An 11,779-nucleotide genomic window follows, 5' to 3' on the forward strand; every position below is an offset into this window, starting at 1 on the left:
CGAAAGAAGGTGTCATGACCAGCACCAAGAACACCTACGGGCAGGTGCACGACGTCCTCGTCGAAGTCGGCCTGGAGCCGTCGGAAATCACCAGCGGGGCCGCACTCCGCGCCGACCTGGGCGTGGACTCGGCCGAGCTCGTCGAGATCGTGACCGAACTCGCACCGGGCAGCAAGGTCGACGGAAAGGTGCTGAAGTCCGTCACGACCGTCGGCGACCTGGTCGTCTTCCTGGACAACCTGGCTTGAGCGAGCCCAACTTCTCACGAGGAGCCGCCATGGAGAACACCCAGCACACCGAGCACACGGTCACCGCGCAGGCGCCGCAGAGCGTCGTCTGGGAGGTCTTGACCGACATCGAGAACTACCCGAACCTCTTCGGCGCCACCAAGTCCGCCGTCGTCACGGAGCGGGGCGAAGGCTACGAGATCGCCCGACTGGAGGTGGACGTCAGCGGGCAGTTGCAGGCGTGGACCACCCGCCGCGACCTGAATCCGGAACTGGGCGTCGTCGCCTATCGCCAACTGGAGACGGCACCGCTCGTGGAGCACATGAGCGGGGAGTGGCGGGCACTTCCGTACGGACCGGACCGCACCCAAGTCGTGCTGACCCACGACTTCGCCGCCCGCCAGGAGGGTGCGGACGGCAAGGTGGCCGGAGAGTTCACCCATGCCGAGGCCCACCGAATGCTCTCGGAGGCAGTCGAGCGCAACAGCACGGCGCATCTGGCGGCAGTTCGGGACGAGGCCGAGCGACGCGCCGCGAGGGCGAAGGAGGCCGCGTCGTGGCCGCGCTGATCGACCTCAGCGTGCCCACGGGGCCGAACGCCGGGGAAGCGACCCCGGTGCGTATCGACACGCTCACGCACGAGCAGGGGCCGGCGGTGCTGGGGCTGAAGACGCACGACTTCCCGGACGGCATGGCGATCTCCAGCGAGACGATCACGTTGACGACGCACACCGGGACCCACATGGACGCGCCGCTGCACTACGGCCCGCACAGTGGCGGTGAACCGGCTCGGAGCATCGACAAGGTTCCCCTGGAGTGGTGCATCGGGCCGGGGGTTCGACTCGACGTGCGCCACGTCGAACCCGGTCAGGAGATCGGCGAGGACGATGTGTCCGAGGCACTGGCCGTGGCCGGACACGCCGTCGGCGACGGAGACATCGTGCTCCTGTGGACCGGGGCGGATCGGCTGTGGGGAAGCGCCGAGTATCTCACCACGTACCCCGGCCTGTCGGGTGACGCCACCCGGTTCCTGGTGGACCGGGGGGTCCGCGTGATCGGCATCGATGCGTGGGGGCTCGACCGACCGATGGCGAGCATGATCGAGGACTACCGGCGCACCGGGGATCGGAAGATGCTCTGGCCTGCGCACGTGTACGGGAGGGAACGCGAGTACCTGCAACTGGAGAAGCTGGCCAACCTCGGGCACCTGCCGGGCCCGACCGGATTCACCGTCATGTGCTTCCCGATACCGGTGGTGAACGCCGGGGCCGGATGGACCCGCGTCGTGGCGGTGACCGGCAGGTTCGTCCAGTCCGACGGGTGACGGCCCGGCCGGGGCAGGCGCACCGCTCCCGGGCGGGCACGCGCTCCCCGCCCGGGAGCCCCCATCGGGGAGGAAACCGGCCCGTCCGTTCGCAAGGACGCGAGGCAAGGACGTCACGTAAGGGCCCGCGCACCACAGGAAAGGACTCGTACCCATGAGCAACGACACAACGTCCATGCCCGTCAAGACCGGTGCGCCACCGGACATCGGCACGGCACTGGCGGACGCGGTGAGCATGTTCGACGCAACGCTGACGGGCGTTCAGGACGGCGACTGGGACACCGCGTCCCCGTGCTCCGACTGGTCCACCCGGGACGTCGTGGGACACGTCATCGGCACCCTCTGCAAGGTCGCCCTGATCGCGCGGGGCGAGCCCACGCAGTCCGCACCCTCACAGCCCGGGGACGCCGCCGCCGGCGACGCAGTCAAGGCATGGCGGGACGCGGCGGCAGCGGCGCGGACGGCCGTCGCCGAGGCCGATCCCGAGCTGCAGGTCGACACACCGGCCGGGCGCCAGAACCTGGCCAGGGCGCTGGCGTTCCCAGTCTCGGACGTCGTCGTGCACGCCTGGGACATCGCGGCGGCGACCGGACGGCCGCTCCAGCTGCCTGACTCCCTGCTCGCCCACATCGTGTACACCTGCGCGCAGGTGCCGGAAGCGGCGCTGCGCGGCCCGGGGCGCATCGGTGAGGCGCAGCCCTCTGCACCCGGAGCCGACGACACCACACGGATGATGGCTTGGCTCGGCCGGGACGTCGAACGGTGGGCCACTGCGGACGGCGCCGGCGCTCCCGCGAACCGCAACGCCGCGACGGACTCCGCCGAACTGCTCGCCTTGGACCGGGCCCATGTGTGGCATCCCTTCCAGCCCATGCCGGGTGTGGACGACCAACTGCTGGTCACCGAAGCCGAAGGGGTCCGCCTGACCCTCGCCGACGGCCGGCGACTCATCGACGGAATGTCCTCGTTCTGGGCCGCCGTCCACGGCTACCGCAACCCGGTGTTGGACAAGGCACTGGCCGAGCAGGCGAGTCGGTTCCCGCACGTCATGTTCGGCGGTCTGACCCACGAGCCGGCGATCCGGCTCGCGCGCACGCTGGTGGACCTGACGCCCGACGGCCTGGAGCACGTGTACTTCTGCGATTCCGGGGCCGTGTCGATCGAGGTCGCGTTGAAGATGTGCCTCCAGTACTGGCGCTCGTCGGGGCGGAGCGAGAAGCGCCGGATGCTGACCTGGCGCCGCGGGTACCACGGCGCCACTCTCCACGCAATGAGCGTGTGCGACCCGGACGCTGGCGGACACGCGTCATGGCAGGGACTCCTGCCCGAGCAGGTGTTCCTGCCCGCTCCGCCCGCGTCATCCGCCACCAGCCTGCGCAACGCCACCGCCGATCCGACACGGACCGAAGGCGAGCAGATCGATCCGGAGTACGTCGAGGCCATGACGCGGACCGTCGCGCAACACGCCGACGAGTTGGCGGCGATCATCGTGGAACCCGTGGTGCAGAGCGCCGGGGGGATGCGCTTCCACGACCCCGGGTACCTGAAGGTGCTGCGCGAGCTCGCCGACGAGCACGACGTACTTCTGGTCTTCGACGAGATGGCCACCGGCTTCGGCCACACCGGCGCCCTGTTCGCCGCCGATCACGTCGGCGTCACGCCCGACGTGATGTGCCTCGGCAAGACCCTCACCGGCGGGTACATGTCCATGGCCGCGACCCTCTGCACGACGCGTGTCGCCGACGGGATCCGGCGGGGCGAGCGGCCGGTGCTGGTGCACGGACAGACGTTCATGGCCAACGCGTTGACGGCGGCCGTGGCCAACGCCTCGCTGGGTCTACTCGTCGAGGGCGACTGGAAGGGCGACGTGGCGCGAATCGAGAGGGCGCTGCGCCGAGGGCTGCAGGAGGCGGTGCACCTCGACGGCGTCGTCGACGTCCGGGTCCTCGGCGCCATCGGGGTGATCGAACTCGACCACCCCGTCGACAAGCGAATGACCGAGGCGGCGGTCGACAACGGCGTGTGGCTGCGTCCCTTCGGGAACCTGATCTACTGCCTGCCGCCCTACGTCTGCACGGACGACGACATCGCGCGGATCTGTGCCGCGATGGTCGCCGCCGCAAGCGTCGGGGCGGACCCGAATCCGCCACGGCACTAGCTATGTCCACAGCTGTGTCAACCCCCGTGCGGGTGCTCGACCGGGACCCGGTCGGTCCGTCCGGACCGACCCACTCGACAAGGAGCGATCGATGCCAGACCACGATGTGATCGTCGTCGGCGGAGGCCACAACGGGCTGACGGCCGGCGCCTACCTGGCCAAGGCCGGGCTCGACGTCGTCGTGCTCGAAGCGAGCGACGAGGTGGGCGGAGGCGTGGTGACCCAGGAGATCACCCTGCCCGGATTCCGGCACGACCTCCACGCCATCGCCCATGTGTTCGTGCAGCTCAACCCACTGATCCGGAACGACGAGCTGGGCCTGCTCTCACGGTACGGACTGGAGTACGTCTTCCCTGACCCGGCCATCGCCGTGGCCTTCCCGGACGGGGAGCACATCGAGTTCCACCGCGACCCCGGCCGGACCGCGGAGACCATCGCCGCCATCTCCCCCGTCGACGCGCAGAACTACCTGCGCTTCCACGAGTTCGCCGACGGCATGCTCGACATGCTCGTCGACGCGATGTTCTCGCCGCCGCTGCCGATGGGCGACTTCTTCGCCCTGCTGGGCCGGACCGAGGCCGGGCGGGAAATGACGCGGCTGCTGATGATGAGCTACCTCGACGTCATCGACGAGTGGTTCGAGCACCCGAAGATCAAGGCCGCGCTCGCGCGGTGGGTGTCCGAGCTCATCTGTGCACCGGAGGAGGGCGGCACGGGCGCGTTTCTGCTGGCGATGGTACCGACGATGCACCGATACGGCGTGGGGTTTCCCGTCGGCGGATCCGGCGCCCTCTCCGCGGCCCTGGCCAGTGCATTCGTCGACCTCGGCGGGACGATCAGGACCGGCGCCCCGGTGGACCGCTTCCTGTTCGAGGGGCAGCGGGTGTCCGGGGTGCGGCTGGGCACCGGCGAGGAGGTCACCGCGGCACGGGCCGTCGTGGCGAACCTCAACATCCGTCAGATCCCCGAGATGGCCGACCACCGTTTCGGACCCGAGTGGGACGCGAAGGCGTTGCGCGGCAAACGGACCGCGTTCAGCTGCCTCGTCGGTCACCTCGCGTTGAGCGAGGCTCCGGTGTACGTCGCGGGTGACGAGGTGACCCGTGCTGGAATCCAGGAGTTCGCACTGCCCCTGCCGGAGCTGCGCCGGTCCTTCGATGCTCTGAAGTACGGCACGACGGCGGTCGGCATGCCCAGCGCCGTTGTCGCGAGCGTCTGGGACCCGACGCGGGCGCCCGAAGGCCAGCACACCCTGTACCTCCTCGGCTACGCACCCATGGAGTTGGACGGGCAGGGCTGGGACGAGCGCAAGGAAGAGATCTTCGACGAGATCTTCGCGACGTTCTGCAAGCTGACCACGAACATGGACTCGACGAAGGTGCTCTCCCGCAGCGTCAAATCACCGCTCGACGCCGCCCGGTTCAACGCGTCCTGGCCCGGCGGCGACGCCAGCCACCTCGGTCAGCAGCTCCACCAGTACCTGGGGAACCGGCCGATGCCGAACATGGGGTATCGGCTGCCGGCCGACGGGTTCTTCCTCGTCGGCCCGTCGACCCACCCGGGCGGTGGGGCGAACTGCGGAGCACGCGCCGGGGTCCAGGCGATCCTCACCGATCTCGGCATCGATCCGGGCCCGGTGCTCCGGCCGAGCTGAACGACGCTCCCTCCGCAACTGCCCCGGCTCCGGCGAGTCGTATCGACCACCGACCATCGACAGGAGATTCCGCCATGCAGCAAGAGACCAACTTCGATGCCGTCTACCAGGGGCGGGAGTCAGCGCAGAACGTCCCCTGGGTGCCGTGGAACATCGGGGAGCCGCAACCCAAGCTGGCCGAGCTCGAACCGCAAGGGGTGTTCCGCAGCGACGTCCTGGACGCCGGCTGCGGAGTCGGGGTCACAAGCCTGTTCCTGGCACGGCGGGGGTACACGGTCGTCGGGCTCGACTCCGCACCGTCCGCCATCGCGGCAGCGCAACAGGCCGCGGAGGGGCACGACCTCCCCCTCACGTTCGACGTGGCCGACCTGACCACGTTACAGGGCTACGAGGGGCGCTTCGGCGCGGTCGTCGACTCGGGAACCATACCGGCCGTCCCGGACGACAAGCGCGCGGACTACCTGACGTGCCTCGCCCGCTCCACCACCGACGACGCGACGCTCTCGATCCTCACGTTCGCCCAGCAGGCACGGACGGTCATGCCGAAGGGTCCGACCCTGTTCACCGCCGACGAATTGGCGGCGCTCGTGGAGAAGGACTGGGCGATCGACCGGCTGGAGCCGTCCTGCATCGCGGCGCGGCTTGCTCCGGAGCTCAGCGACAAGGCTCTGGGTACCGACGAGAAGGGTCGGGTGCTGGTCCCGGCGCTACTCCTCGTCGCGCACAAGCGGTAGTCGCCTTCCCGCACCGGCCCCCGCACGGACGGCGTGGGCCGGTGCCTTCTTTGCACAAGGTCCCCGTTCCCCGGCCCGACTGCCCGGCGACCGACGGCCAGGACCCTGTGCCCGGCCGCCGGAGCCGCTTGTTCTCCTTGCCCACGCGAAGGACCGCACCCGTGTAGAAGGAGCGCTCGTGACCACCCATCAAACAGCCATGATCATGGTCGGTCTGGCGTTGATACTCGCACTCGCGCACGTGCTGGGGCGCCTCGCGCGGCGGTGCGGTCAGCCTGCGGTCGTCGGCGAGATCCTGGCCGGCATCCTGCTCGGTCCCACCCTGTTCCACGGTGCGCTGTCGGAAGCGCTCGTGCCCGTCGACACCCGGCCGATGCTCACCGCGCTCGGCAACCTCGGGGTCGCCCTCTTCATGTTCTTGGTCGGCCTGGAACTCGACTACCGGCTCCTGCGCGGGAACGGGCGGGCGACGGCCGGGGTGGCGCTCGGGTCGATCGTCTGCGCGTTCGGACTGGGCGTCCTGCTGGCGCTGTACCTGTGGAAGAACCACCCCATCGAAAACCGCTTGGGATTCCTGTTGTTCATCGGCGCGGCCATGTCCATCACCGCGTTCCCGGTACTGGCCCGCATCCTCACCGACCGGGGGATCCAGCACACCAGGATCGGCGCACTGGCCCTGGCGAGTGCGGCCGTCGGCGACGTGGTGGCCTGGCTCCTGCTCGCGGGGTTGCTCACCTTCACCGGAAGCCAGAACTCCTGGCAGGTCCTGCTGGTGGTGCCGTACGCCCTGGCCATGGTGTGGGCGCTGCGGCCGTTGCTCGGCCGGCTCTTGGGCGCGCCGTCCCAGGACCGAGGCGACCCGGAAGACGGCACCGTGGAGCGACGTCTCAGTGCCACACGGCTGGCCGCGCTCACGGTGCTGCTGCTGGTCTCCGGCGCACTGAGCGAATGGCTGGGGCTGCACTTCATCTTCGGCGTGTTCCTCGCCGGCGCGATCGTGCCACGGCGTGGCACGGAGGAGTTGCGTGTGGCGATCAGGGACAGGTTCGAAACGATCATCTGGATGCTGTTGCCTGCGTACTTCGCCGTGTCGGGGTTGAAGGTGGACCTGACCACGGTGGGCGGAGACGGGCTCGGTGAACTGGGGCTGATCCTGTTGGTGGCGATCGGCGGCAAGTTCGGTGGTGCCTATCTGGGGGCACGGTTCGCCGGCCAGTCCGGGAGGTCGGCCACGACCTTGGGCATCCTCATGAACACCCGCGGCCTCACTGAACTGATCATCCTCGGCGTCGGACTTCAACTGGGTCTGCTCGACATGGAGTTGTACTCGTTGATGGTGGTCATGGCCCTCGTCACCACTGCCATGACCGCGCCACTTCTGCGCTGGGCCTATCCGAGCCACGTGATCGACGCGGATCTGCGGGACCTGGCCCGGCAGCGGATCGGGGAGTCGGGATGCGCCGAACTCGCCCGACCCGTAGGCGCGAAGCGGCCAGAGGCGGGGTGACGACTCCGGCCTCCTAGTGGGGACTTCGCCCCCGGCGGCTCAGCGCGTTTCCCTCAGTCGGTGCCGGACGACGCGACGTCGTCGGGAACGACGTCCTCGGGTACGACCAGCGAGACGAGGATCGAGATCAAGCGCTCGCGGCTCTGTTCGCTGACGGGTGCGAGGAACCGTTTCGTTACCTTCTCCTCGACCGAGTCGAGGCCGCTGCGGAGTTGGCGCTCTCCGAACTCGGTCAGCGTCACGGCGTAGCGCCGGCGGTCGTGTTGATCACGCAGTCTGACGACGTAGCCCTTCCGCTCCAACTCGTCGACCAGGATCACCATCGTCGACCGGTCGATCCGCAGGTGCTCACCGATGTACTGCTGCGAGCGGTTGCCGTTGACGTCGATGAACCGGAGGATCCCCCAGTTCCGCGCGCTGAGTCCGTACGGAGCCAGCTCCTTCTCGAACTGCGCGGTCAGGAGCTGCCCGGCCTTGTTCAGCAGAAACCCGATCGAGTTCGCGAAGTTCGGCGGCAGGGTTGGCGATCCGTTCGGATTGATATCCGTTTGACCAATGTCATTCATCGTCCGACCTGTCTATGCTCAGTGATTTGATTGTAGTCAGCCAAGACAGTCAGCCGCTATGACGAGCGTAGCGCTACCGGACTTGACGAGCCAGTGGCATCCCACGCCTCGCACCCGGACCCATTCACCGACCAACCGTCAGGGGCTACTCGAACGAGGTCGAGGGCTTCGTCGCACCTCTATACGAGGTCACCTCTGATCAACATACAAGAAGTATCAGCCATCTACCCACCGCCCGAGGGGCGGGAGTGATGCAGCCACGGAGCCTGACAGGCAGCGCCCTTCATCATCTTTACCCCGGATTGACAAGATGACTGATCGAATCCAACATGAACAGTAGAGACATTAGATCGTCAGCCTCCATGAGGATAGGGTTCGGATGCAGAGCACCGGGCCTCCGAGGGAGGCGTGATGGCAACTGCCCGTCCGCTCAGGCCACCGCACCGCGGGTGCGTTCCGTCCATCGACGCTCTGACAGCTACCGCAGTCCACATCGACACGCACGAGGAGAGCACCATGAGTGGAGACATCGTCTTCTTCGACCTGCCCGGTAGGGACGCCGGGGCAACGGCGAAGTTCTGGCAGTCGCTGTTCGGGTGGGAGTTCAAGGCAGGGAACTTCCCGGGCTACTCGATGATTCACGGCCCGAACCCGATGGGCGGCTCCTCGCACGGTGACACGTCGAAGTTCCCGCGCGTCTACTTCGGCGTGGACGACCTGGACGCGGCCACCGAGCGGGTCCGCGAGCTCGGTGGCACGGCGGGCGAGACGGTGACCATCCCGTCGGGAAAGTTCGCCAACTGCGTCGATGACCAGGGAGTGGAGTTCAGCATCTTCCAAGCGGCCGGATAGGGCTAGGGCCTGTCTTACGGATCAGGCTGGTTGAGGGTGGGGGTCCCCCCACGCCCTCCGGGCGTAGGGGGAGGGGTCTGGTGCCGTGGATCTTCCCCCCGTGCCCGCAGGGCACAGGGGGCCATGGGCAACCGACGACAACGCGGAGTGGGGGCACCTCCCGGGCCGAAGGCCCAGGGAGAGCGGCACCAGCGCACGCGAGCCCAGCAAGATCCGTAAGACAGGCCCTAAGACCGGTTCGGAAGCAGGGGCTGCTGGCCGTCCGCGGTGGCGCCCGGGGACGGCAGCAGTTCGGCCTCAGCCGTTGACCGCCGGGATGACCTGCTCGCCGTAGACGTCGATGACGTCCTCCCGGGCGTCGTGCATGGCGTAGACGGCGAACTGGTCCACGCCGAGGTCGCGCAGGGCGCGGAGTTTCGCGACGTGGGCCTCGACGGGGCCCAGGAGGCAGAAGCGGTCGACGATCTCGTCCGGGACGAAGTCGGTGGACGGGTTTCCCGCGCGGCCGTGGTGGCTGTAGTCGTAGCCGTGGCGGGACTTCACGTAGTCGGTCAGCTCTTCGGGGACCGCCGACGAGTGCTGGCCGTAGCGGGCGACCAGGTCCGCGACGTGGTTGCCGACCATTCCGCCGAACCATCGGCACTGGTCGCGCGCATGGGCCAGGTCCTCGCCCACGTACGCCGGGGCCGCGACGCAGATGGTGATCGACTCCGGATCGCGTCCGGCCGCCGCGGCTGCCTCGCGGACCGCGGTCACCATCCACTGCGTCAGGTAGGGGTCCGCGAGTTGGAGGATGAACCCGTCCGCCTTCTGCCCGGCCAGGGCCAGGGCCTTGGGGCCGTACGCGGCCATCCAGACGGGCAGCTTCCCGTCCCGGATCCAGGGGATGCGGATCGGGTTGCCGTCGACCCGGGCCTCGCGGCCCTCCGCCAGGTCGCGGATGGCGTCGATGGCCTCGGAGAGGAGCGCCAGCGTGTTGGGGCTGCGCCCGGCGACCCGCATCGCGGAGTCGCCGCGCCCGATGCCGCAGACGGTGCGGTTGCCGAACATGTCGTTGAGGGTGGCGAAGGTGGAGGCGGTCACCTCCCAGGTGCGGGTGGACGGGTTGGTGACCATGGGACCCACGTGGAGTTCCTGCGTGGCGGCCAGGATCCGGCTGTAGATGACGAACGGCTCCTGCCACAGCACCGCCGAGTCGAAGGTCCAGCCGTAGCGGAACCCGGCGCGCTCCGCACGCTGCATCAACTCCACGACGGCCGAAGCGGGCGGATCGGTCTGGAGGACGAGTCCGAAGTCCATGGGGCGGCTCCTTGCTGCCTGCGGTGCTTACAGGTAGTGGCAGGTGGAACGCGGGACGAAGGTCCCGTGACCGGCCCGCCCCGTGTACTCGCGTCCGTCGATGACGAGTTCGCCGCGCGAGAGCACGGTCTCGACGCGGCCCGTGATCCGCTTGCCCTCGTACGCCGAGTAGTCCACGTTCATGTGGTGGGTCTCGGCGGAGATGACCTGCTCGGCCCGCGGATCGTAGAGGACGATGTCCGCGTCGGACCCCGGGGCGATGGTGCCCTTGCGCGGATAGAGGCCGAACATCCGCGCCGGGCTCGCGCAGGCGATCTCGACCCAGCGGCGGCGGCTGATGTGCCCGTCCACCACGGCCTGGTGGAGCAGGTCCATCCGGTGCTCCACCCCCGGCAGCCCGTTGGGAATCTTGGAGAAGTCGCCGCGGCCCAGTTCCTTCTGCCCGCGGAAGCAGAAGGGGCAGTGGTCGGTGGAGACCACCTGGAGGTCGTTGGTGCGCAGCCCCCGCCACAGGGCGGCCTGGTGCTCCTTGGGGCGCAGCGGGGTGGAACAGACGTACTTGGCGCCCTCGAAGTCGGGCTCCGCGAGGTTGTCGGTGGACAGGAACAGGTACTGCGGACACGTCTCCCCGAACACGGGCAGGTCCTTGTCCCGGGCGGCTGCCAACTCGGCCACCGCCTCCTCGGCCGAGACGTGGACGACGTAGAGCGGGCATCCGGCCACCCGGGCGAGTTGGATGGCCCGGTGGGTGGCCTCCGCCTCCAGCAGCACCTTGCGGACCTCGCCGTGGTGGCGGGGGTCGGTCTCCCCGCGCGCCAGCGCCTGCTCGACCAGGACGTCGATCGCCAGGCCGTTCTCCGCGTGCATCATGATCAGCCCGCCGTTGCCGGAAGCCCGCTGCATGGCGCGCAGGATCTGCCCGTCGTCCGAGTAGAAGACGCCGGGATACGCCATGAACAGCTTGAACGAGGTCACTCCGGCTTCGACGAGCCGGTCCATCTCCCTGAGGGTCCGCTCGTTGACGTCCGAAACGATCATGTGGAACGCGTAGTCGATCGCGCATTTGCCGTCGGCCTTCGCGTACCAGGCGTCCAGGCCCGCCAGGAGCGAGTGGCCCTGTGACTGCACCGCGAAGTCGACGATCGTCGTCGTCCCGCCCCAGGCCGCGGCCCTGGTCCCGGTCTCGAAGGTGTCGGAGGCGAAGGTGCCGCCGAAGGGCAGTTCCATGTGGGTGTGGGCGTCCACGCCGCCCGGGAGGACGTAGCGGCCGGTGGCGTCGATCGTGCGGTCGGCCGTCCAGCCCTGCGCGGCGGATGAGCCGTGCGCGGCGAGCGCGGCGACGCGGCCGTCCTCGACGAGGACGTCGGCGTGGGTCTCCTCGGCCGCGGTGACGACCAGGCCGCCGCGGATCAGGGTGCGGGTGCTGCTCATGGCTGGTGCGCTCCCTTTCGTACGTGG

The 11,779-nt window shown here is 68.9% G+C and carries 11 protein-coding genes; 8 read left to right on the top strand and 3 right to left on the bottom strand.

Going from position 1 to position 11,779, the window contains the following annotated elements; translation table 11 throughout:
• Window positions 1-14: 14 nt before the first annotated feature.
• The 7 genes from ABZ842_RS08255 (at window position 15) to ABZ842_RS08285 (ending at window position 7,604) form a co-directional block, all read left to right on the top strand.
• Entirely contained in the window at window positions 15-248 is a 234-nt protein-coding gene (locus ABZ842_RS08255) for a phosphopantetheine-binding protein (protein WP_361533690.1), read from the top strand.
• Window positions 249-277: 29 nt separating this feature from the next.
• Window positions 278-796, top strand: coding sequence for an aromatase/cyclase (locus tag ABZ842_RS08260; protein WP_361533693.1), 519 nt, complete (start codon window positions 278-280; stop codon window positions 794-796).
• Window positions 784-1,551 carry a cyclase family protein gene (locus tag ABZ842_RS08265; protein WP_361533696.1) on the top strand — a complete coding sequence of 256 codons (768 nt, stop codon included), beginning with the start codon at window positions 784-786 and terminating at the stop codon, window positions 1,549-1,551. The genes ABZ842_RS08260 and ABZ842_RS08265 overlap by 13 nt, the downstream gene beginning before the upstream one ends.
• A gap of 175 nt (window positions 1,552-1,726) precedes the next feature.
• Complete coding sequence (locus ABZ842_RS08270; RefSeq protein WP_361534334.1) at window positions 1,727-3,709, top strand: adenosylmethionine--8-amino-7-oxononanoate transaminase; 1,983 nt, start codon at window positions 1,727-1,729, stop codon at window positions 3,707-3,709.
• 91 nt (window positions 3,710-3,800) lie between these two features.
• Window positions 3,801-5,363: an NAD(P)/FAD-dependent oxidoreductase gene (locus tag ABZ842_RS08275; protein ID WP_361533699.1), complete on the top strand. Its 1,563-nt coding sequence runs from the start codon at window positions 3,801-3,803 to the stop codon at window positions 5,361-5,363.
• Window positions 5,364-5,437: 74 nt separating this feature from the next.
• Entirely contained in the window at window positions 5,438-6,097 is a 660-nt protein-coding gene (locus ABZ842_RS08280; RefSeq protein ID WP_361533702.1) for a class I SAM-dependent methyltransferase, read from the top strand.
• A gap of 178 nt (window positions 6,098-6,275) precedes the next feature.
• Window positions 6,276-7,604: a cation:proton antiporter gene (locus tag ABZ842_RS08285; RefSeq protein ID WP_361533705.1), complete on the top strand. Its 1,329-nt coding sequence runs from the start codon at window positions 6,276-6,278 to the stop codon at window positions 7,602-7,604.
• Window positions 7,605-7,657: 53 nt separating this feature from the next.
• On the opposite strand, the gene ABZ842_RS08290 is transcribed toward ABZ842_RS08285, so the two are convergent.
• Window positions 7,658-8,170, bottom strand: a complete 513-nt coding sequence (locus ABZ842_RS08290) for a MarR family winged helix-turn-helix transcriptional regulator (RefSeq protein WP_361533708.1) — start codon at window positions 8,168-8,170, stop codon at window positions 7,658-7,660.
• Window positions 8,171-8,686: 516 nt separating this feature from the next.
• Between ABZ842_RS08290 and ABZ842_RS08295 the strand changes: the two genes are divergently transcribed.
• Complete coding sequence (locus ABZ842_RS08295) at window positions 8,687-9,022, top strand: VOC family protein (RefSeq protein WP_361533711.1); 336 nt, start codon at window positions 8,687-8,689, stop codon at window positions 9,020-9,022.
• A 297-nt stretch (window positions 9,023-9,319) separates the two neighbouring features.
• Here ABZ842_RS08295 and ABZ842_RS08300 read toward each other — a convergent pair whose 3' ends face one another.
• Both ABZ842_RS08300 and hydA read right to left on the bottom strand, forming a co-directional pair.
• Window positions 9,320-10,321 (bottom strand): TIGR03842 family LLM class F420-dependent oxidoreductase, encoded by a 1,002-nt coding sequence (locus ABZ842_RS08300; protein WP_361533714.1) that lies wholly within the window; start codon window positions 10,319-10,321, stop codon window positions 9,320-9,322.
• A gap of 27 nt (window positions 10,322-10,348) precedes the next feature.
• The gene (gene hydA / locus ABZ842_RS08305) at window positions 10,349-11,752 is read right to left on the bottom strand and encodes a dihydropyrimidinase (RefSeq protein ID WP_361533717.1); all 1,404 of its coding nucleotides are present in this window, start codon (window positions 11,750-11,752) and stop codon (window positions 10,349-10,351) included.
• Window positions 11,753-11,779: the final 27 nt, after the last annotated feature.

Origin of the sequence: Streptomyces sp. NPDC047315, from assembly GCF_040643215.1 — a bacterium.
Taxonomy (GTDB): Bacteria; Actinomycetota; Actinomycetes; order Streptomycetales; family Streptomycetaceae; genus Streptomyces.

What these genes read in the sequence shown, in the direction of transcription:
- ABZ842_RS08275 (WP_361533699.1), top strand. Translation starts at nt 3,801, where the DNA reads ATGCCAGACCACGATGTGATCGTCGTCGGCGGAGGCCACAACGGGCTG.
- ABZ842_RS08260 (WP_361533693.1), top strand. Translation starts at nt 278, where the DNA reads ATGGAGAACACCCAGCACACCGAGCACACGGTCACCGCGCAGGCGCCG.
- ABZ842_RS08290 (WP_361533708.1), bottom strand. Translation starts at nt 8,170, where the DNA reads ATGAATGACATTGGTCAAACGGATATCAATCCGAACGGATCGCCAACC.
- hydA (WP_361533717.1), bottom strand. Translation starts at nt 11,752, where the DNA reads ATGAGCAGCACCCGCACCCTGATCCGCGGCGGCCTGGTCGTCACCGCG.
- ABZ842_RS08270 (WP_361534334.1), top strand. Translation starts at nt 1,727, where the DNA reads ATGCCCGTCAAGACCGGTGCGCCACCGGACATCGGCACGGCACTGGCG.
- ABZ842_RS08280 (WP_361533702.1), top strand. Translation starts at nt 5,438, where the DNA reads ATGCAGCAAGAGACCAACTTCGATGCCGTCTACCAGGGGCGGGAGTCA.
- ABZ842_RS08300 (WP_361533714.1), bottom strand. Translation starts at nt 10,321, where the DNA reads ATGGACTTCGGACTCGTCCTCCAGACCGATCCGCCCGCTTCGGCCGTC.
- ABZ842_RS08255 (WP_361533690.1), top strand. Translation starts at nt 15, where the DNA reads ATGACCAGCACCAAGAACACCTACGGGCAGGTGCACGACGTCCTCGTC.
- ABZ842_RS08295 (WP_361533711.1), top strand. Translation starts at nt 8,687, where the DNA reads ATGAGTGGAGACATCGTCTTCTTCGACCTGCCCGGTAGGGACGCCGGG.